The organism is Pseudomonas sp. NBRC 111130 (genome assembly GCF_001320485.1).
GTDB lineage: Bacteria > Pseudomonadota > Gammaproteobacteria > Pseudomonadales > Pseudomonadaceae > Aquipseudomonas > Aquipseudomonas vlassakiae.
Map to the genome: position 1 here is coordinate 16,178 of NZ_BCBG01000005.1, position 20,568 is coordinate 36,745.

Genomic DNA, 20,568 nt, shown 5'->3' on the forward strand with positions numbered 1-20,568 from the left:
AGCAAAAAGTCAGCTGGCTTGCGGCCAAAAGCCACCACTTTGCTTGAATTCTTCGGGATTGCCGATCATTTCTTGACCAATGGCTTGTGTTCCTTGCCGTCGTCGGTGCTGATCACGGTGAATTTCCCGTCGCTACGGGTATCCCGGGTCGACGCCCAATCGGTGATCACCAGCATCGTGCCGACGTCCATCGCCGCACGCAGGTGTTGGCGGAACTCCGGGTTGATGGTCAATTGCCCTAGCTGTTCATAGGGCGTATTCCCGTATTCCGGGTTGCTCAGGGCGACCACCGACCAACGTAAGGGTAGTTCACCCTCGAGTGCCAGGGCGGAGGGTTTTTGCAGCAACGAGTAAACCGCCATGCCACTGCGGTGCTTGCTGCTTTCAAGCGAGAGTACCGGCGCCGAGCCGATCAGTTGGCCACCGCGATACACGTAGGCGCGCAGGTCGGCACGGCTGATCAGGATCGACAGCGGCCCGGCCGTCGGGTCCGGGTCGTTCCAGAACTGCTCGTTGTTCAATACCAGCGGGCCCTGGGCCTTGCCAGCGCTGACCGTGGGAGCCAGCACGCCAGGGTGGTAGACCTCCACCGGTGCACTCTGGGTATCGGAGACGATCACGGTGGTAGAGCTGAAGCCGGTGACCTCATACAGCTTCTTGGCAAACTCCAATGGCAGGCGCACGCAACCATGGGAAGCCGGGTAGCCTGGCAGATGCCCGGCGTGCAAGGCGATACCGTCCCAGGTCAGCCGCTCCATGTAGGGCATCGGTGCGTTGTTGTAGAGGCTGGAGTTGTACTCGACCTTCTTCTGCAGAATGCTGAATACGCCGGTGGGGGTTTCCCGCCCGGCCTTGCCGCTGCTCACGGTGCTGACGCCAATGGCGATGCCATTGCGATAAACGTAGGCACGTTGCTCGGTGAGGCTGACCACTACGGTCACCGGCCCCGCCGGCGAGACCTGCGGGTACCAGAGAAACTGGCCAGGTTTGAGGTTGTCGATCTGGCTCCTCAGTGCAGCCGGGGTGGGCACCTGCAGCGGCGCCGCTTCAACCCAGGTGGTGGCAAGCAACAGCCCCAGCGCGAGCGGTACATGCAACATCGAACTGATCCTCATGGCATCCTGCGGTAACAACAGTGCACGAAAACGTGCACAAATTTCCCACTTCAAAGCGTAATCCACAACGCAAATAACGGCGAGAACGCGCAGAGGGCTTGTAATCCAGCACTTTCATGGGTTGGTACGAATCTTGTTTGTATACAAATACAAACAATAAAAGTACACAACCATCATGGAGTCCCGATGGCGTCGATTTCCCGTTCCGATGTTGGCCAGCTTGCCGATCTCTCCGCCGAATCGGCCGGCTCCAGTGCGTCGCAGCTGAGCCCGCGGCTGTACAGTAACGACCTTGCACCGACCCGGGCGGCCAATCGCACCTGGGGGCGCTACAGCCTGTTCGCGCTGTGGACCAATGACGTGCACAACATCGCCAACTACTCCTTCGCCATCGGCCTGTTCGCCTTGGGCATGAGCGGCGCGCAGATCCTCGCCGCCTTCGCGCTCGGTGCGCTGGTGATCTACGGCCTGATGAACCTGTCCGGTTACATGGGGCAGAAGACCGGCCTGCCCTACCCTGTCATGTGCCGGATCAGCTTCGGCATCCATGGCGCGCAGATCCCGGCCCTGATCCGTGCAGTGATCGCCATCGCCTGGTTCGGCATCCAGACCTACCTCGCCTCGGTCGTCCTGCGCGTGCTGCTCACCGCCATCGCGCCAGACCTCAGGCCCTACGACCAGAACTCGATCCTCGGCCTGTCGATCCTGGGCTGGGTCACCTTCGTGGCCATCTGGTGCGTGCAGGTCGCAATCTTCGCCTATGGCATGGAGATGGTGCGCCGGTTCGAATCGCTCGCCGGGCCGATCATCCTGATCGCCTTCAGTGCCCTGGCGGCCTGGATGTACTGGCGCAGCGGCCTGTCGATCGCCTGGTCCAGTGGTAACGCGCCGACCGGCGCCGGCATGTGGCTGAAGGTGTTCGGTGCTGCCGCGCTATGGGTATCGCTGTACGGCACCATGATTCTCAACTTCTGCGATTTCACGCGTAACTGCCCAGACCGGCGGACCATCAGCGTTGGCAACTTCTGGGGCCTGCCAGTCAACATGCTGGGGTTCGCGCTGATCGCCGTGGTGCTTGCCGGTGCGCAATTCAGCATCGACGGCAAGCTGGTGCAAAGTCCCAGCGAAATCGTCGCCGCCATACCCAACACCGCCGGCCTGGTGCTTGCCTGCCTGGCCTTCCTGCTGGTCACCGTGGCGGTGAACATCATGGCCAACTTCGTCGCCCCGGCCTTCGTGCTCACCAACCTGGCACCCAAGGTGCTGAACTTCCGCCGCGCGGGCTTGCTCAGCGCCACCATCGCGGTGGTGATCCTGCCGTGGCACCTGTACAACAGCCCGTCGGTGATCGTGTACTTCCTCGGCGGCCTGGGCGCCCTGCTCGGCCCGCTGTACGGCATCATGGTCACTGACTACTACCTGGTGCGCCGTGGCCGGGTGAACCTGCCGGAGCTCTACAGTGAAAACCCCGAGGGCGACTATCACTACCGCGGTGGGGTCAACCTGCGCGCCGTGGCAGCGTTCATCCCGGCCGCGCTGATCGCCATCCTGCTGGCGCTGGTGCCGGCGTTCGAGACGCTGTCGCAGTTCTCCTGGTTCTTCGGCGCCGGGCTGGGTGGGCTGATCCACTACGCCATCGCCAACCGCAGTGCCCGGTATGAGGAAGTGTCTGGGGAGAGCATTGCCGTGGACGCCGCGCACCACTGATTGGTGCCGGTAAAGCAAGTGCCTGCCTTGAGATTGGAGGTGAGGCATAGATCGAGCGCCGCCCGCGCGGCGCTCGATCTCACAGGCGCTACAAATCCAATGCCGAAAGAGGCGGTCAGGAAGCCAGCGCTTGCTCACGCCGCCGCACCGGTGCCGCAAACCGCTGCGGTTGCTGCCAGGCCAGCTGGGCCTGCACCTGCTCCGCCGCATCCATCACCTTCTGCGCCCAATTGCCGTCTTGCGGGTCGACCACGACCACCCGGAAACCGTGATCGAAGCCCTCGATCCCCACCCCTTCGGAATCGTCGACGTGCAAGTCGATATCGAACGCCGGCGGGTATTTCGAAGGGGCATTCTCAAGCCGGCGCTGCGCCAGCACATGTTGGTGGCGATCACTGTTGACCACGCCGTCGACGTGAATACCGTAAAGCATCAGCCAGCGGCGGATATAGGCAGGTGTGCGGCCCGACGAGGTGTAGATCCAGATGCTGCAGCCTTGGCGGCGCAGGTCGCGGATCAACGACCGCGTGCCGCGGCGCAGCGGCTCGCCCAACCAGCGGTGGACGAACGCCGGCAGCTTGCTGTGTTCTTCATCGGCGTGGTGTGGCAGGCAGGCGAGCGTGTCATCGATATCGAAGGATATGCGCATCTGCGGGCGCCTGAATGTACGCCCGATGGCTTGCCACGCGCGTCGGCCACCGGCCTTGCCTTGCTCCAGCATCGAATACCTTTCCATCATCGGCTCCCCTGGCGGGCCGGCACACCGGTGCCGGGCAGGAAGAACTTTTCGGGTTCAGGCGCCTGCGCTTCGAGGAAGGCGGCGTACTTTTTCTTGATCTTGGGCAATTCGTACAAAGCTTTCACACCATGCTTGGCGGAGTTGCGAATGACCGAGGACGGGTTGAAGTAACCCTCGGCGTTGTCCAGCGTCAGCACGAACGGCGGCAGCCCGGCCCGCATCAGCAGATAGCTGACGATGAGCGACCCGGTGCGATTGTTGCCTTCGATGAACAATTGCGGCTTGCTGAGGATACGTACATAAACGCCGGCGGCGCGCTTCCAGATCGACTCGCTGCGGTACGAGCAATACCAGTTGTACAGGTCCTTGATGCCGCCTTCCACGTTGTTGAAAAAGCGTGCCTCGGTGGCCGCAAGGTGCGGCGCGAACTCGCGGCGGCGCGCTGGGTCGCTGCCGCACAGCACGGTGGCGTTGATCTCCAGCATCAGGTTCAGCTGCTGCAGGTCGAACAGGTCAACGCCCCGTGCGACATAGTCGTCAATCAAGGCATAGCCTTCAAGCACATTCAGCAGCACCTCGTCGGTGAACGGATCACGCGGTTCGGTGAAATGCTGGCTGAGTTCGCCAAAGCGGCCCTGCACTTCGCGCAGTGCGCGCTCTACCGCTGGCAGGTGAAGACGACAGGTCGCCCCCATTTCAGCTGAACTTGCCGCTGATGTAGTCACTGGTCAGTTGCTCACGCGGATTCTGGAAGATCTGCGTGGTCGGGCCCATCTCCACCAGGTAACCGGTGCGGGTGCCCTGGGAGATGTCGACCGAGAAGAACGCAGTGGTGTCGGCGACACGGATCGCCTGCTGCATGTTGTGCGTCACCAGGGCGATGGTGTAGTCCTTCTTCAGCTCGACCATCAGCTCTTCCACGCGGCGGGTGGCGATCGGGTCGAGTGCCGAGCAGGGCTCGTCGAGCAGCAGCACTTCTGGCTCGGTGGCAATGGCACGGGCGATGCACAGGCGCTGCTGCTGGCCGCCGGACAACGACAGGCCGCTGACCTTGAGCTTGTCCTTGACCTCGTCCCACAGCGCGGCGCCTTGCAGGGCGTGCTTGACGCGGTCGCCGATGTCACCCTTGTAGCGGTTCAGGCGCAGGCCGAAGGCGACGTTGTCGAAGATGCTCATGGAGAACGGGTTCGGCTGCTGGAACACCATGCCGATGTAGCGGCGCACCACCACCGGGTCCACCCCCTTGCCGTAGACATCCTGGCCAAGGAAGTGCACATGGCCTTCGAAGCGGAAGCCTTTGACCAGGTCATTCATGCGGTTGAGGCTACGCAGCACGGTACTCTTGCCGCAGCCCGACGGGCCGATGAAGCCGGTAATTTCGTTCTTGCGGATCGGTACATGGCTGTCACGCACCGCCATGAAGTTGCCGTAGAAAATCTTGTCCAGCTTGCAGTCCATGACGATTGGCGCTTCGCTGACCATGGGAGCGGCTCTCTGTGCAGTTGATACGTTCACGGTCGAATGCTCCCTTTCTCAGTACTTGGGCTTGCCGAAAATGCGGCTAAGAATATTGACGACCAGCACGATCATTACCAACACCAGCGAGGCCGCCCAGGCGAGCTCCAGCTGGTTGTCGAACGGCATGCCGGAGAAGTTGTAGATGAGTACGGCAAGCGAGGCCGTGGGGTTCATGACGGCCAGGCTGCCATCGTGGTAGATCCAGTAGTTGCTGAACAGCGCGGTGAACAGCAGCGGCGCGGTTTCGCCTGCGGCGCGGGCCACGGCCAGCATGACGCCGGTAAGGATGGCCGGCATGCCGGTCGGCAGGACGATCTTCCAGATCACCTGCGCGCGGGTGCAGCCCATACCGTAGGCGGCGTCCTTCATGATCTTGGGCACCATCTTCATGGCTTCTTCAGCGGTCAGCACGACGATCGGCAGCATCAGCACCGCCAACGCCACACCACCGGCCGGGGCCGAGTAGGTACCAGTGGTCATCACCACCAGGGCGTAGGCGAATACACCGGCAAGGATCGACGGCAGGCCGGTGAGCATCTTCGCGGCGAAGCGCGAGGCGTTGGCCAGCTTGCTCTCAGGCCCAAGTTCGGCGAGGAAGACCGCCGCCAGGATACCGACCGGAACCGCAATGGCGGCGGCGATGCCGACCATGACGAAGGTACCGGCCAGGGCATTACCGAACCCCCCGCCCATCTCGAAACCGGTGGGTGGCAGTTCGGTGAACACTTCCAGGCTCAGGCGCGCACCGCCCCGGGTGATCAGCATGTACAGCACGGAAATCAGCGGCACGCTGGCCAACAGGGCCACGCACCAGACCATGCTGGTCAGCACCAGGCTGCGCAGGGCGCGGCCTTCGAAGCGGCGCTGCAGACTGGGCAAGGCGGTAGTGGCTGCAGAGAGGTCAGTCATTATTTGTTACCCCGCTGGGCGTAGAGCATGATCAGCGACCCGAACACGTTCACCAGCAAGGTGATGAACATCAGGACCAGTGCGGCGTACATCAGTACTTCGATCTCGTTCGGCCCGGCTTCCGGGAAGTTCAGCGCCAGCAAGGCCGCCAGCGTGTTGGCCGGGGCAAACAGGGACAGGGTGATGGTGTTGGCGTTACCCACCAGCATCGCCAGGGCCATGGTTTCGCCCAGTGCACGGCCAAGGCCCAGCACCAGGGAGCCGAAGATGCCGGTGGCGGCCGACGGCACCATGACCTTGAGGATGGCCTCCCAGTGGGTGGTGCCCATGCCGTAGGCAGCCTGCTTGGTCTTCATCGGTACGCTGGTCAGCGCATCCTGGGAAACCGCGGCGATGGTCGGCAGGATCATGATCGCCAGCACCAACGCCGCCGGCAGCAGGCCGGGGCCACTCAGGGAGGTGCCGAAGAACGGGATCCAGCCCAGCTCGCTGTTCAGCCAGGCGGTCAGCGGCCGGATGGCCGGAATCACTACGTAGATGCCCCACAGGCCGTAGACGACGCTGGGGATGGCGGCGAGCAGCTCGACGATGGTGCGAAACACCGCGGCGAGCCTCGCCGGCAGGAAATCCTGGGTAAGGAATATGGCCATGCTGACGCCGAAGAAGCCAGCGATCAACAAGGCGATCAGGGCGCTGTAAAGCGTGCCCCAGATGGCGGGCAGAATGCCGTACTTGCCCTGGTTGACGTCCCACACACTGCCGAACAGCACGTCGAAACCGTGCTTTTCCATTCCTGGAAGTGCTTTGCGTCCTACTTCGTATACCAATGCGAATACCAGCGCGAGAATCAGCACCACACCGATGCGCGCAAGGGCACGGAAGGTGCGATCGACCAGGAAGTCCTTGGTGGACGGCGGCTGGCACGCGGAGTCTGGGTTATCCGGTATGGCAAAAGGTGTGTTCATTTAGCGGGTTCCGGGACTAAGGGCAAACACCCCGGCACGGCTGTCACACCGCGCCGGGAGCGCCTGAAGGTATTACTGGATGCTTTGCGAGGCTTTGCGCACTTCATCGACCACCGACGGCGGCAGCGGGATGTAGCCCATCGAGTCGGCAATCTGCTGACCCTTGGTCAGGCCGTACTCGACCATGTCACGCATGGCCTTGGCCTTTTCCGGGCTGCCGTTGTCCTTGCGGAAGATCATCCAGGTGTAGGAAGTGATCGGGTAGGACTTGGCACCTTCCGGGTCTGGCAGGTGAGCGATCAGGTTTTCCGGCATCTTCACTGCAGCCAGCGCTTGCGCACCGCTTTCGGCGTTCGGCACGACGTATTGGCCAGCCTTGTTCTGCAGCGAGGCGAAATCGACCTTGGCCAGCTTGGCGAAGCCGTATTCGATGTAGCCGATGGCGCCCGGGGTCTGGCGAACGGTGGCGGTCACGCCGTCGTTCTTCGGCGACTTGATGAACTTGTCGGTGGCCGGCCAGTTGACGGTGTTGCCTTCACCCAGGTCTTTCTTGAAGTCGGCATTGATGGCCGAGAGGTGCTTGGTGAAGACCGCGTTGGTGCCGCTGGAATCGGCACGCACGACCACGGTGATCGGCATGTCAGGCAGTTTCAGCTCTGGGTTGGCCTTGACGATCTGTGGGTCGTTCCACTGGGTGATCTTGCCGAGGAAGATGTTGGAGTACACATCGCGCGGCAGTTTCAGGCCTTTCGGGTTGCCTGGCAGGTTGTAGGCCAGGACGATTTCACCGGCGGTCATCGGCAGCAGCTGCACGCCTTCGCCGACCTTGGCAATGTCTGCTTCGCTCATGGCCGAGTCGCTGGCGGCAAAGTCGACGGTCTTGTTCAGGAAGTCCTGAACGCCTGCCCCGCTGCCCTTGGACTGGTAGTCGACGGTGACGCCAGCAGTGTTCTTGCTGAAGTCCTTGAACCAGGTCAGGTAGATCGGTGCAGGGAAACTGGCGCCGGAACCGGTCAGGCGAACGTTGTCTGCGGCAAAGGCCGAAGTGGCGCTGAGCGAGACGGCAACGGCGAGTGCAGCAGACTTCATCAGGCGTATCATGGAAAAGCGCTCCGTGTGATGGCCGACACACTTTGCAGCAGCTGTGTTACAGCTTTGTGACTGTTGAATGGCAGTGAACCTTTCAACCCCCTCTAGAACGGGGCACACAGTCAGCGGGCTGTCATTGCTTGGTAACCAAATGTGACTCGATACCTTGCCATCAGCTGCCTGCGCTGATCACGAAGCACAACTGGCCTGGGTCAGAGCGCCATGACCATTTCATGCCAGGCCATGCCACCGTGGTCCGAGGGCGAAGGCCGCACATACTGGTAGCCCATCTTGCGATACAGCTCGACGTGCTGTTCCTTGCACATCAGGTGGATGGTCTGCTTGCCCTGGGCCTGCATGCGGCTGATGAACTCGCGCATCAGCCGCTTGGCGTAGCCCTTGCCCTGGTGGGCCGTGTCCACCACCACTGACATGATCACCACGTTCGGCGCCTGCGGGTCGTGGCCGACCAGTTCCTTGAATGCCTCGTCGGACATCACCACCTCGTGGGCGCAGCCACTGTTGATGAAGCCGACGATGCCGTGGGGGTCCTGGAGCAGCAGGAAGCCTTCGGGGTATTGGCTGATGCGCGTGCGGATCTTCTCCAGCGTGGCCGCTTCGTCGCCCTCGTAGGCACCGATTTCGATCGCGTAGCAGCGCTCGGCGTCAGCGATGACGGGCTGGCGGAATGAGGTGTTAGTCATGGGTAGGCATCCATCAATGAAATGATCGTGCCACTAGGGTAATAGAGCTGAGCGGCAAACCCCGCATTCTTTTCGAGGGCTATCATGGAACGCCTGCTGCGCCCTGCCCTCCCATGATCATGCAGGACGAACGACGCACTGCCCATTTACCCCTGGAGGACTGGCTCGCATGAAAAAGATCCTGATGGTACTGACCTCGCACGACCAGCTTGGCGACACCGGCAAGAAGACCGGCTTCTGGCTGGAAGAATTCGCCGCGCCCTATTACGTGTTCGTCGACGCCAATGCCGACGTCACCCTCGCCTCGCCCAAAGGTGGCCAGCCACCACTGGACCCGAAAAGCGACGAAGCGGACGCCCAGACCGACGCCACCCGGCGCTTCGCCAGCGACACCGAGGGGCAGATGGCGCTCGCCGACACCGTGCCGCTGGGCGAGGTCGACCCTTATCACTTCGATGCGGTGTTCTACCCCGGTGGCCACGGACCGCTGTGGGACCTGGCCGAGGATACCGATTCGAAAACCTTGCTCGAAGCGTTCTATGCCGCCAACAAGCCGATTGCGACGGTATGCCATGCCCCAGGCGTTCTGAAGAATGTGAACACGCCAGACGGCCACCCGGTGGTAAAAGGCAAGCGGGTCACGGGCTTCGCCAACAGTGAGGAAGAGGCCGTCGGGCTGACCCACGTGGTACCTTTTCTCGTGGAAGACATGCTCAAGGCCAAAGGTGGCGAGTACTCCAAGGCAGCGGACTGGGCAAGCCATGTGGTCGAAGACGGCCATCTGATCACCGGGCAGAACCCTGCCTCATCCGAGGCGGTGGCCAAGGCATTGCTCAAGCGCTTGGCCAGCTGACAGTGCGACGCCCCAGGCGGCCAGGCACGCTGGCTGCCTGGGGCGCAGGCCAGTGCGATTGTCAGTCATTTTGTAACGCCTTTATTCGGCAGAGCCTTCTAAAGGTGAGTTTGCTTTGAACGAGGCCGAAGTCTTCCAAAGCGGTTCGGCTGCCGCAAGATAGTATGGAGCTGGCGAGTTAGCGAGGCGGCTGGATCAGGACTTCAACCTACAGAGTGGCTAGAACTCCACCTTCCCCCGCCCCGCCTTGACAGTACTGCGCCTGGCTTTTCCCTCCAGGCGTCGGGTCTTCGAACCGAGGGTCGGCTTGGTAGGCCGGCGTTTCTTCTCGACCTTGCCGGCAGCGACGATCAACTCGGCAAGTCGCGCCAAAGCGTCAGCGCGGTTCTGTTCCTGGGTGCGGTACTGTTGGGCCTTGATGATCAACACGCCATCACCGGTGATGCGGCTGTCACGCAGCGCCAGCAGCCGCGCCTTGTAGAACTCGGGCAGCGACGAGGCCCGAATGTCGAAGCGCAGGTGCACGGCGCTGGACACCTTGTTGACATTCTGCCCACCCGCGCCTTGCGCGCGGATGTAAGTCAGCTCGATGTCGGCATCTGGCAAATGCACGTTATTGGAAATGGTCAGCATGGCATGGCCCTTGGGATGGTCCTCCATTATCACAGCCTACGCCGCTCGCCCAAAGCACAAACCTCGCTGGACGCCAGGTTCAGTGCCGAGCTTTCTCATCAACCTCAGCCAAGCGCTTTCTGGTCGCGCGGGTCAGCGCTTCCTGCTCCTTGACCGATGTCGGCGTAATCACCTTGTCCACGGCTTCGGTATCAGGGTCCGGATTTTCAAGCACCGGGTCCGGCGCCTTCTCGCCGCGCTGCGCCTCCTCAGAGGAAATCGGCCGGGGGACTTTGTCGCCGGTCTTGCCGTCGGTGTGCTTCATGGGTTGCTCCTCGGGGCAGTGGTGTCTTTTAAGAAGAGCCCTGCGGCACGCAAAAGTTTGATCCATTCGCGCCCGGGCAGACTCCCTGGCAGCCACTGGCGAATCGGATTGAACAGCAACGCCCCTGCGCGCCCTAACGGAAGGTAACCATGCTTTCAGGAGACAGGCCATGATCGATCCCAACCACCCTGACCCGTATGTCGACGAGGTGCCGCACAATCCGGGCGAGCCCGTACCCAAGCCGCGACCCGAACCGCAACAGGAGGCTCCAGACTGGCCTGAGGGACAGGTGCCGCCAGAAGAGCAATCGGACGGCTGAGTGACGGCATTGCAGTGACGAGCCAAGCCTTGCAGGAGCGCGGTGCTGCCCCCGTGTACAGCACCGACATCCCTGCCCGCCTCGACCGCCTGCCGTGGACGCGTTTTCATACCTTGCTGGTGCTGGCGCTGGGCATCACCTGGCTGCTCGATGGCCTGGAAGTCACCCTGGCGGGCTCGGTGGCGGGCGCGCTCAGGGCCAGCCCTGCGCTGCACATGAGCAACACCGACATCGGCCTGGCAGGCGCTACGTACATCGCCGGTGCGGTCATCGGTGCGCTGTTCTTCGGCTGGCTGACCGACCGCCTTGGGCGGCGCAGGCTGTTCTTCATCACCTTGTTCCTGTACATCGGCGCCACGGCAGCCACGGCGTTCTCATGGAGCCTGTGGAGCTTCCTGCTGTTCCGCTTTCTCACCGGTGCCGGCATCGGCGGCGAGTACACGGCCATCAACTCGACCATCCAGGAATTCACCCCGGCGCGCTACCGCGGCTGGGTCGACCTGACCATCAACGGCACTTTCTGGATCGGCGCAGCGCTCGGCGCGGCCGGTGCGGTGTTTTTGCTCGACCCGGCGATTGCCGGTGGTGACCTTGGTTGGCGCCTGTGTTTCGGCATCGGCGCAGTGCTGGGCCTGCTGATCATGCTGATGCGCCTGTGGGTCCCGGAAAGCCCGCGCTGGCTGATGATCCACAAGCAGCCGCAACACGCCGAGCGCATCGTCGCCGATATCGAGCGGCATTACCACGAACGCGGGATCGCGATCCCACCGCTTCAAGACCCTCCGCTGAAGCTGCGCGCGCGCGACCACACGCCTTTGCGCGAGGTGTTCCAGAGCTTGTTCGTCGAGCATCGGCGTCGTGCCCTGGTAGGCCTGACCTTGCTCAGCGCACAAGCATTCTTCTATAACGCGATCTTCTTCACCTATGCGCTGGTGCTGACCGACTTCTACCAGGTGCCGGCGGCCAAGGTGGGCTGGTATATCCTGCCGTTCGCGCTGGGCAACTTCTGCGGCCCGCTGTTGCTGGGCAGGCTGTTCGACGTGGTCGGCAGGCGCATCATGATCAGTTCGACCTATCTGCTGTCGGGGATGCTGCTGGCCATCAGCGGCTACATGTTCCAGCGAGAGCTGCTCGACGTGACCCAGCAGACCCTGGCCTGGATGGTGATTTTCTTCTTCGCTTCGGCGGCGGCCAGTTCCGCCTACCTCACCGTGGCGGAGACCTTCCCGCTGGAAATCCGGGCCCTGGCGATTGCGGTGTTCTATGCCTTCGGCACCGGTCTGGGCGGCCTGGTCGGGCCGACCCTGTTCGGTGCGCTGATCGAAACCGGTGAACGCGCCTACGTGCTGTACGGCTACCTGATCGGCGCGGCGCTGATGATCATTGCCGGCCTGACCCAGGCGCTATGGGGCGTGGCGGCCGAGCGGTGTTCGCTCGAGCAGGTGGCCAGGCCGCTGTCGCAGATGAGCGAACCCTGAGCGCACCGTCCGTCCATTCAATGGCACTCCGGGCGCCCCCAGGCCTTCAACCGTTCAGGTACACCACGCAGGAGTGAATGCCATGCCACGCGGCGACAAGGACAAATACACCGACAAGCAGAAGCGCAAGGCCGAGCATATCGAAGAAAGCTACGAGCACAAGGGCGTGTCGAAGAATGAAGCCGAGGCGCGCGCCTGGGCCACCGTCAACAAGCAGTCCGGGGGTGGCGAGAAGTCAGGCGGTTCTGGCAGCAAGACCTCCGCTGGCGAGAAGAAGACTGCCCGTTCGGACTCGGCCAGGCGTGCAGCGAAGTCACGCGAAGGGCACGCCCGCGCATCCGGCAGCTCGCTGGAAAGCCAGACCAAGGCAAGCCTGCTCAAGGAGGCGCGCAGCAAGGACATCAAAGGCCGCTCGACCATGACCAAGGCCGAACTGGTGGCAGCCCTGCGCAACAACGCCTGACACTGTTGCGCAGGCAACAGCCGGCCAACAGTTGGCGGCGATCCACACAGGAACGCTCGCCCCAGGCTGGCTGCAAAGCCTTGGTTTGCGGCACTCCCGGGGCTGGCACAACAGCTGCAATGTGAAGTCGTCCGACTACACATCGAGTTGTCCATGCCTAGCGAAATCCTCTCTGCAGCCTACGAAATCCGCCGCCCTGCAGCCCACATCATCGAAAACGACGGCGAGGCGATCGCCGTCGCCCACTAGGTCGCTGCACTGCTGCGCGAAGGCGCGGCCGAACGCGATCGACAGCGGCAAGTACCGGTAGACATTGTCGACGCATTCTCCAACAGCGGGCTGTGGGGCATAACCGTGCCACGGGCCTATGGCGGTGCCGAGGTATCGTACGCCACGCTCGCGCGCGTCATCGCCATCGTCTCGGGCGCCGACCCTTCGTTGGGGCAGATTCCGCAGAATCATTACTGCCTGCTCGAAGACATCCGCCTGCAAGGCACCGCCGAACAACAGCGCCACTTCTTCGGCCTGGTGCTGCAGGGCCATCGCTTTGCCAATGCCTTGTCGGAAACCGGCGGCAAGACCGTCCAGGACATCCGCACACGCCTGGTGGCCGAAGGCGACGGCTTTCGCATCGATGGGCGCAAAGGCTACTGCACCGGCTCGTTGTACGCCCACTGGATCGGGGTACTGGCGCTGGATGAGCAGGACCGTGCGCAACTGGCATTCGTCGAACGCGGCACGCCTGGCCTGGTGATCGTCGACGACTGGAGCAGCATTGGCCAGCGCACCACCTCCAGCGGTACCGTGCTGCTCGATGGCCTGCGGGTACCGGCCTTCAACCTGTTCCCCAGCTACCGCTCCTACGAGAGCCCGACCCTCGCCGGCCCCTTCGCCCAGCTGACTACCGCCGCCATCGATGCCGGCATCGGCCGTGCGGCGCTGGACGACACCATTGCCTTCGTGCGCCAGCACGCGCGCCCGTGGATCGACGCCAAGGTCGAAAAGGCCAGTGAAGACCCGCTGACCATCATCCAGGTCGGCTCACTGGAAATCCGCCAGGAAGCGGCCGAGGCGCTGCTGGAGCGCGCCGGCCTGGCGCTGGACGCGGCCAGACCAGCACCGGATGAAGACAATGTGGCCCTGGCCTCGGTGGCCGTGGCCAAGGCCAAGGTGCTCACCACCGAGGTGGCCATCGAGGCCAGCAACCGCCTGTTCGAACTGGGCGGCACGCGCTCGTCACTGACCCAGCACAACTTCGACCGCCACTGGCGCAACGCCCGGGTGCATACCCTGCACGACCCGGTGCGCTGGAAATATCACCTGGTCGGCAACTGGGCCTTGAACGGCATCAAGCCTGCACGCCATGATTGGAACTGAGGCAGCGCGACCATGACCAAGCAGATCCGCCTCAATGCCTTTGCCATGAACACCGTCGGCCATCTTTCGCCGGGGCTCTGGCGCCACCCGCGGGACCAGGCCACCCGCTATACCGATATCCACTATTGGGTAGAACTTGCCAAGACCCTGGAAAGGGGCTGCATCGACGGGCTCTTCATCGCCGACGTGCTGGGTGTCTATGACGTGTATGGCGGCAATGCCGACGCGGCCTTGCGCAGCGCAGCCCAAGTGCCGGTCAACGACCCGTTGCAGCTGGTACCCGCCATGGCCGCCGCCACCCGCCACCTGGGTTTCGGCGTGACCGCGTCGGTGTCGTTCGAGCACCCCTACCCGTTCGCCCGGCGCATGAGCACCCTCGATCACCTGACCCAGGGGCGCGCCGGCTGGAACATCGTCACCTCTTACCTTGCCAGCGGCGCACGCAACCTGGGGCAACCGCCACTCAGCCACGATCAGCGTTATGCACTGGCCGAGGAATACCTGCAGGTCTGCTACAAGCTCTGGGAAACCAGCTGGGAAGACGATGCGGTCCAGGCCGACCGGGCAACCGGGGTGTATGCCGACCCGCGCAAGGTCCAGGGCATCGACCACCAGGGCACCTGGTTCAAGGTGCCGGGTTTTCACTTGAGCGAGCCCTCGCCGCAACGCTCGCCGGTGATCTACCAGGCCGGCGCCTCGAGCCGCGGCCGAGCCTTCGCCGCCGCCCATGCCGAGTGCGTGTTCGTCGCCGCCCCCAGCAAGGCGGTGCTGCGCAAGCAAGTGGCCGAACTGCGTGCGGCAGTGGCTGCCGCCGGCCGCGCGGCCGACGAGGTACAGATCCTCGAACAACTGACGGTCATCGTCGCGCCAACCGACCAGCAGGCCCTGGCCCTGCTCGATGAGTATCGCCAGTACGCCAGCGCCAGCGGCGCCTTGACGCTGATGGCCGGCTGGACCGGTATCGACTTCGCCGAATACGCCCCCGACCAGGTGCTGCGCGACGTGCCCAGCGACGCCATCCAGTCCGCCGTGGAGGCCTTCACCCGCGCCGACCCGACACGCACCTGGACCACCGCCGAAATTGCCGAATATTGCGCCATCGGTGGCGACGGCCCGGTGCTGGTAGGCTCGGCACAGACCGTGGCCGATCAATTGCAGGAATGGGTGGAGGAAACCGGCGTCGACGGTTTCAACCTGGCCAGCGTGGTCGCGCCGGAAACCTTTGCAGCGGTGGTCGACCTGCTGGTGCCGGAGCTGCAGGCCCGCGGCTTGTTCAAGCGGGCCTACCAATCCGGCACCTTGCGCAACAAGCTGTTCGGCCGCGGCGACCGCCTGGGCGGATCGCACCCTGTCGCCGCGCTGCGCCGTGAGGCTCGCCGATGAACGAACTGCTGAGCAACCTCGATTGGGGCGAAATCGCCCAGGCATGCCTCGACACCCTGAGCATGCTGGGCGCGGCACTGGGCTTCACGGTGCTGTTCGGCCTGCCCCTGGGGGTATTGCTGTACCTCACCGGGCAACGCCAACTGCTGGCCAACGGGCCGCTCTACCGTGCCCTTTCGGTTGTGGTCAACGTGCTGCGTTCGCTGCCGTTCATCATCCTGCTGATCGTGCTGATCCCGTTGACCACGCTGCTGACCGGTACTTCCCTCGGGGTCAAGGGCACCATCCCGCCGCTGGTGGTCGGTTGCACGCCGTTCTTCGCCCGCCTGGTGGAAACCGCCCTGCGCGAAGTCGACCGCGGTCTGGTGGAAGCCAGCCAGGCCATGGGCGGCAGCATCGCCCAGATCATCCGCTACACCCTGCTGCCCGAAGCGCGCACCGGGCTGATCGCGGCCGTCACGGTCACCGCCATCGTGCTGGTCGACTACACCGCCATGGCCGGCGTGATCGGCGGCGGCGGCCTCGGCGACCTGGCGATCCGCTTCGGCTACCAGCGCTTCCAGACCGATGTGATGGTGGTCACCGTGCTGCTGCTGATCCTGCTGGTGCAGGTGTTGCAGATGAGCGGTGACCGCCTGGTAAGACATTTCACCCGACGCTGAATCCCTTCAAGGTATCCCCATCATGAGAAAGACCCTCACTGCCCTCGCCGCCTTCATCGCCTTCAGCGCACAGGCCGCCGAACATCTGGTGGTCGGCGCCACGCCGGTGCCCCACGCCGAGATCCTCGAATTCGTCAAGCCAGCCCTGGCCAAAGAGGGCGTGGACCTCGACATCAAGGTATTCAACGACTTCATCCAGCCCAACCTGCAACTGGCGCAAAAGCACCTGGATGCCAACTACTACCAATACCGGCCGTTCCTCAACGACTTCAACCAGACCCGGCATACCGACCTGGTCCCGGTGGTCGGTGTGCACATCGAGCCGTTCGGCGCCTACTCGGCCAAGTACAAGACCCTGGCCGAGTTGCCCGATGGCGCCAGCGTGGCCATCCCCAATGACCCGGTAAATACCGGCCGTGCCCTGGTGCTGCTGGCCGAGGCCGGATTGCTCAGGCTCAAGGACCCGGCCAACCCGCAATCCACCCAGCGTGACATCACCGACAACCCACGCCATCTGAAGATCCGCGAGCTGGAAGGCGCCATGCTGGCCCGTTCGGTCAAGCAGGTGGACCTGGCCTTCGTTTTCGCCAACTACGCACTGGAGGCGGGTATCGACACCAACAGCGCGCTGATCGTCGAGAAAGGCAAGGACCTGTATGTCGAGTACCTGGTCGCCCGCCCCGACAACCTGCAGGACCCCGGTATCCAGAAACTGGCCAAGGCGCTCAACTCGCCCGAAGTGCGCAATTTCATCCTGACCCGCTACAAGGGCCAGATCGCCCCAGGGTTCTGAGCCATGAGTCGCTTTCAGCAGCAGCTCCAGCCAGCCCTGGCCCACGTCCAACTGCAGGGCATCCACAAGCGCTACGGCGGGGTCAGCGCGCTTGATGCCATCGACCTGGAAATACGCCGCGGCGAGGTGTTCGGCATCATCGGCCGCAGTGGCGCGGGCAAGTCCTCGCTGCTGCGCCTGCTCAACCGCCTGGAGGCGCCCAGCGCCGGCCAGGTGCTGATCGACGGCCAGGACATTGCCGGCCTGCAGGGCAAGCCCCTGCAGAGCCTGCGGCGCAAGGTGGCGATGATCTTCCAGCACTTCAACCTGCTGGCCAACAGCAACGTCTGGGAGAATGTCGAGTTGCCGCTGCGCATGGCCGGTGTGCCGCGCGCGCAACGCGCCGCCCGGGTGCGGGAACTGTTGCAGCTGGTGGGCCTGGCAGAGCGCGCCGGAAACTACCCGGCGCAACTGTCAGGCGGCCAGAAGCAGCGCGTGGGCATTGCCCGGGCGCTGGTGTTGCAACCGCAGATCCTGCTGTGCGACGAGGCCACCTCGGCACTCGACCCGCAAAGTACCGAGTCGGTGCTTGAGCTGTTGCGCGATATCAACCAGCGGCTGGGCCTGACCATCGTCCTGATCACCCACGAAATGCAGGTGATACGCGACCTGTGCGACCGCGTGGCAGTACTGGAACAAGGCCGTATCGTCGAGGCCGGTGAGGTGTGGCAAGTGTTCGGCAATCCCCAGCACCCTGTCAGCCGCATCCTCCTGAGCGACGCCGCCCTGCCGCGCCAGGCCAGCCAACCCGGTCACCGTTATATCGACCTGCACTACACCGGTAACCAGCACTTGCAGCCTGACCTGCCGGCTATCAGCGCAGCACTGGGCGAAGGGGTGACCCTGCATTCGGCTTCCATCGAGCCTATTCAAGGCCGCTACCTCGGGCGCCTGCGCCTGGCGATCAGCAACGCGACCCCGGCCGAAGTCCTGATGCAGCGGGCCAGCCGGCTGGCCGACCGGGTCGAGTGGGTTTGACAGCCCAGCGCCACAGCGACCAGGCCGCCCAGGGCTACAGGGCCATGCGCGCCCTCAGTCGTTTGAGGTTCGGTTATGCCAGTGGGTCATCTGCATGCCTGTGGCCGGGTCCTGCGCGGGGACGGGCACGGCAGCGATACGCGCCAACGCCTGTTGGTGCCTTGCCCGATCGGGACGCTGGATGTCGTACTGCTCCTGCCCGTGCGGATAGGCGCCGACCACCAGAAAGTCATCGCTGGCTTCTACGCAACGGTGACCGGTACCCGCCGGCAACACCAGCACATCCCCCACTTTGACACTCAGCGTCTGCCCCGCTTCGCCGCCAAGGGTGACCTGGGCATGCCCCCTGGCGACGCCCAGGGCCTCGTGGGCGTTGGGGTGAAAATGGTGGAAGTCGAAGATGCCGGCACGCCATAGCGGTGCCCACTGGTGGGCCGAGAACAGCGCCTCGAAAGCACTGGCATTGTCCTCTGCAGGGTCGAGCTGAAACCGGTACAGCAGTACCGGAAAACGGTTGTTGGGTGTGGCCCCGTCATCGTCGAAAAGCAGGGTCTGCAAGTTGCCGCTGGTAGTGTCGATAGCGCTCATCTGCATGGGTCCTGATCAGTGGGTCGATGTGCCTGGGAAGCCTGCGAGGACGACGAGGTTCCGGTCAGCCGACAGACGTGAACACAGGTGAAACTTTCCCGAAGCCGGCCAAGTCCAGACCCCTATCGAGGACATTCCGGGAGAAGACGATGACTGGCACGGTAGGCGACTTTCTGGTGGAGCGCTTGTATCAATGGGGGGTGCGGCGCATCTTTGGCTACCCCGGCGATGGCATCAATGGCGTGTTCGGTGCCCTGAGCCGGGCCAACGGCAAGATCGAGTTCATCCAGGCCCGCCACGAAGAAATGGCCGCATTCATGGCCAGCGCCCACGCCAAGTTCACCGGCGAACTGGGCGTGTGCATCGCTACCTCCGGCCCGGGTGCCTCGCACCTGCTCACCGGCCTGTACGATGCGCGCATGGACCACCAGCCGGTGCTGGCCATCGTCGGTCAGCAGGCGCGCGCCGCGCTTGGCGGGCACTACCAGCAAGAGCTCGACCTGCTGTCGATGTTCAAGGATGTGGCCGGTGCCTTCGTCCAGCAAGCATCCACGCCGGAACAGGTCCGCCACCTGCTCGACCGCGCTGTGCGCACCGCGGTCGGTGAGCGCCGGGTCACCGCCATCATCCTGCCCAACGATCTGCAGGACCTGCCCTACAACGAGCCGCCCAGAGCCCATGGCACGGTGCATTCCGGCATTGGCTACAGTAAGCCCAAAGTAGTCCCCTTCGACGAGGACCTGCAGCGCGCCGCCGACGTGCTCAACGCTGGGCGCAAGGTGGCGATACTGGTTGGGGCCGGCGCGCTGCAAGCCACCGAGCAGGTCATTGCGACTGCGGAAAAACTCGGCGCAGGGGTGGCCAAGGCGCTGCTGGGCAAGGCTGTGTTGCCCGATGATCTGCCGTGGGTCACCGGTTCCATCGGCCTGCTCGGCACCGAACCCAGCTACCGGCTGATGAGCGAGTGCGACACCCTGCTGATGATCGGCTCGGGCTTCCCGTATTCCGAATTCCTGCCCAAGGAAGGCCAGGCCCGTGGCGTGCAGATCGACCTGCAACCCGACATGCTCAGCCTGCGCTACCCGATGGAGGTGAACCTGGTTGGCGACGCCGCGCAAACCCTGCACGCGCTGTTGCCACTGCTGGAGCACAAGGCGGACCGGCGCTGGCGTGACAAGGTCGAAAGCTGGCGGGCGCACTGGGACAAGACCCTGGAAAAACGCGCACTGGTCAGGGCCGAGCCGATCAACCCGCAACGCGTGGTGCACGAGCTTTCTCCACGCCTGCCCGACAACGCGATCATCACCAGCGATTCCGGCTCCTGCGCCAACTGGTTCGCCCGCGACCTGCAAATCCGTCAGGGCATGCAGTGCTCGTTGTCTGGCGGCCTGGCCAGCATGGGCGCGGCCGTGCCCTACGCGATAGCCGCCAAGTTCGCTCAGCCAGAGCGCGCCGTGGTCGCCCTGGTCGGTGATGGCGCGATGCAGATGAGTAACCTGGCCGAGCTGATCACCGTGGCCAAGTACTGGCAGCAGTGGGACAACCCGCAATGGATCTGCGCCGTGTTCAACAACGAAGACCTCAACCAGGTCACCTGGGAGCAGCGGGTGATGGAGGGCGACCCGAAGTTCGAGGCTTCGCAATCGATACCCGACGTGCCCTACCACCTGTTCGCCATCTCCATCGGCCTGCAAGGCATCTACGTCGAGCGCGAAGAAGACATCGCCGGCGCCTGGGAGCGGGCCCTGGCCGCCGACCGGCCGGTACTGATCGAATTCAAGACCGACCCCGACGTGCCGCCGCTGCCGCCGCATATCAAGGTGGAACAAGCCAGGAAATTCGCCAGCACCCTGCTGCAGGGCGACCCGGACCAGGCCGGCGTCATCGTGCAGACGGCCAAACAAGTACTCAGCTCGGTATTGCCGGGCAAAAAATGACCCACCGTGAGGACC

21 protein-coding genes and 1 pseudogene are annotated in these 20,568 nt (G+C 63.6%); 11 read left to right on the top strand and 11 right to left on the bottom strand.

Going from position 1 to position 20,568, the window contains the following annotated elements; translation table 11 throughout:
• Window positions 1-65 precede the first annotated feature (65 nt).
• Window positions 66-1,100 carry a L,D-transpeptidase gene (locus APH33_RS03360; RefSeq protein WP_054883785.1) on the bottom strand — a complete coding sequence of 345 codons (1,035 nt, stop codon included), beginning with the start codon at window positions 1,098-1,100 and terminating at the stop codon, window positions 66-68.
• 201 nt (window positions 1,101-1,301) lie between these two features.
• Between APH33_RS03360 and APH33_RS03365 the strand changes: the two genes are divergently transcribed.
• Entirely contained in the window at window positions 1,302-2,822 is a 1,521-nt protein-coding gene (locus tag APH33_RS03365) for an NCS1 family nucleobase:cation symporter-1 (protein ID WP_054883786.1), read from the top strand.
• Window positions 2,823-2,937: 115 nt separating this feature from the next.
• Here APH33_RS03365 and APH33_RS03370 read toward each other — a convergent pair whose 3' ends face one another.
• The 7 genes from APH33_RS03370 to APH33_RS03400 all read right to left on the bottom strand — a co-directional run bounded on the left by APH33_RS03370 (window position 2,938) and on the right by APH33_RS03400 (window position 8,746).
• Window positions 2,938-3,558 carry a hypothetical protein gene (locus APH33_RS03370; RefSeq protein WP_054883787.1) on the bottom strand — a complete coding sequence of 207 codons (621 nt, stop codon included), beginning with the start codon at window positions 3,556-3,558 and terminating at the stop codon, window positions 2,938-2,940.
• Complete coding sequence (locus tag APH33_RS03375; RefSeq protein WP_054883788.1) at window positions 3,558-4,256, bottom strand: hypothetical protein; 699 nt, start codon at window positions 4,254-4,256, stop codon at window positions 3,558-3,560. Before APH33_RS03375 ends, APH33_RS03370 begins: the two co-directional genes overlap by 1 nt.
• Window position 4,257: 1 nt before the next feature.
• Entirely contained in the window at window positions 4,258-5,019 is a 762-nt protein-coding gene (pstB, locus tag APH33_RS03380; RefSeq protein ID WP_050437214.1) for a phosphate ABC transporter ATP-binding protein PstB, read from the bottom strand.
• A gap of 75 nt (window positions 5,020-5,094) precedes the next feature.
• Entirely contained in the window at window positions 5,095-5,988 is an 894-nt protein-coding gene (pstA, locus tag APH33_RS03385; RefSeq protein WP_054883789.1) for a phosphate ABC transporter permease PstA, read from the bottom strand.
• The gene (gene pstC, locus APH33_RS03390; RefSeq protein ID WP_054883790.1) at window positions 5,988-6,953 is read right to left on the bottom strand and encodes a phosphate ABC transporter permease subunit PstC; all 966 of its coding nucleotides are present in this window, start codon (window positions 6,951-6,953) and stop codon (window positions 5,988-5,990) included. Before pstC ends, pstA begins: the two co-directional genes overlap by 1 nt.
• Before the next feature lie 72 nt (window positions 6,954-7,025).
• Entirely contained in the window at window positions 7,026-8,054 is a 1,029-nt protein-coding gene (pstS, locus tag APH33_RS03395; protein ID WP_054883791.1) for a phosphate ABC transporter substrate-binding protein PstS, read from the bottom strand.
• A gap of 200 nt (window positions 8,055-8,254) precedes the next feature.
• Entirely contained in the window at window positions 8,255-8,746 is a 492-nt protein-coding gene (locus APH33_RS03400; RefSeq protein WP_054883792.1) for a GNAT family N-acetyltransferase, read from the bottom strand.
• 169 nt (window positions 8,747-8,915) lie between these two features.
• On the opposite strand from APH33_RS03400, the gene APH33_RS03405 reads away from it, so the two are divergent.
• A complete protein-coding gene (locus tag APH33_RS03405) occupies window positions 8,916-9,599 on the top strand; it encodes a type 1 glutamine amidotransferase domain-containing protein (protein WP_054883793.1) in 684 nt (227 codons plus the stop codon).
• Between the two features lie 219 nt (window positions 9,600-9,818).
• On the opposite strand, the gene arfB is transcribed toward APH33_RS03405, so the two are convergent.
• Together arfB and APH33_RS03415 are read right to left on the bottom strand one after the other, a co-directional pair.
• On the bottom strand, window positions 9,819-10,232 hold the full coding sequence (arfB, locus tag APH33_RS03410; RefSeq protein ID WP_054883872.1) for an alternative ribosome rescue aminoacyl-tRNA hydrolase ArfB: 414 nt from the start codon (window positions 10,230-10,232) through the stop codon (window positions 9,819-9,821).
• Between the two features lie 79 nt (window positions 10,233-10,311).
• The gene (locus APH33_RS03415; RefSeq protein ID WP_054883794.1) at window positions 10,312-10,536 is read right to left on the bottom strand and encodes a hypothetical protein; all 225 of its coding nucleotides are present in this window, start codon (window positions 10,534-10,536) and stop codon (window positions 10,312-10,314) included.
• 169 nt (window positions 10,537-10,705) lie between these two features.
• Between APH33_RS03415 and APH33_RS27125 the strand changes: the two genes are divergently transcribed.
• The 8 genes and pseudogenes from APH33_RS27125 (at window position 10,706) to APH33_RS03450 (ending at window position 18,028) form a co-directional block, all read left to right on the top strand.
• Entirely contained in the window at window positions 10,706-10,855 is a 150-nt protein-coding gene (locus tag APH33_RS27125) for a hypothetical protein (RefSeq protein WP_156351877.1), read from the top strand.
• A 14-nt stretch (window positions 10,856-10,869) separates the two neighbouring features.
• Entirely contained in the window at window positions 10,870-12,333 is a 1,464-nt protein-coding gene (locus APH33_RS03420; protein WP_082433421.1) for an MFS transporter, read from the top strand.
• 82 nt (window positions 12,334-12,415) lie between these two features.
• On the top strand, window positions 12,416-12,796 hold the full coding sequence (locus APH33_RS03425) for a hypothetical protein (protein WP_054883796.1): 381 nt from the start codon (window positions 12,416-12,418) through the stop codon (window positions 12,794-12,796).
• A 153-nt stretch (window positions 12,797-12,949) separates the two neighbouring features.
• Window positions 12,950-14,173 (top strand): annotated as a pseudogene (locus APH33_RS03430) (SfnB family sulfur acquisition oxidoreductase).
• Between the two features lie 12 nt (window positions 14,174-14,185).
• Window positions 14,186-15,556 (top strand): LLM class flavin-dependent oxidoreductase, encoded by a 1,371-nt coding sequence (locus APH33_RS03435; protein ID WP_054883797.1) that lies wholly within the window; start codon window positions 14,186-14,188, stop codon window positions 15,554-15,556.
• Window positions 15,553-16,218, top strand: coding sequence for a methionine ABC transporter permease (locus tag APH33_RS03440; RefSeq protein WP_054883798.1), 666 nt, complete (start codon window positions 15,553-15,555; stop codon window positions 16,216-16,218). The genes APH33_RS03435 and APH33_RS03440 overlap by 4 nt, the downstream gene beginning before the upstream one ends.
• A 22-nt stretch (window positions 16,219-16,240) precedes the next feature.
• Entirely contained in the window at window positions 16,241-17,011 is a 771-nt protein-coding gene (locus APH33_RS03445; RefSeq protein ID WP_054883799.1) for a MetQ/NlpA family ABC transporter substrate-binding protein, read from the top strand.
• A 3-nt stretch (window positions 17,012-17,014) separates the two neighbouring features.
• Window positions 17,015-18,028 (top strand): methionine ABC transporter ATP-binding protein, encoded by a 1,014-nt coding sequence (locus APH33_RS03450; protein WP_054883800.1) that lies wholly within the window; start codon window positions 17,015-17,017, stop codon window positions 18,026-18,028.
• Window positions 18,029-18,082: 54 nt separating this feature from the next.
• Here APH33_RS03450 and APH33_RS03455 read toward each other — a convergent pair whose 3' ends face one another.
• Window positions 18,083-18,616 (bottom strand): cupin domain-containing protein, encoded by a 534-nt coding sequence (locus tag APH33_RS03455; RefSeq protein WP_156351880.1) that lies wholly within the window; start codon window positions 18,614-18,616, stop codon window positions 18,083-18,085.
• Between the two features lie 149 nt (window positions 18,617-18,765).
• On the opposite strand from APH33_RS03455, the gene APH33_RS03460 reads away from it, so the two are divergent.
• A complete protein-coding gene (locus APH33_RS03460) occupies window positions 18,766-20,553 on the top strand; it encodes a thiamine pyrophosphate-requiring protein (protein ID WP_054883802.1) in 1,788 nt (595 codons plus the stop codon).
• Window positions 20,554-20,568 lie beyond the last annotated feature (15 nt).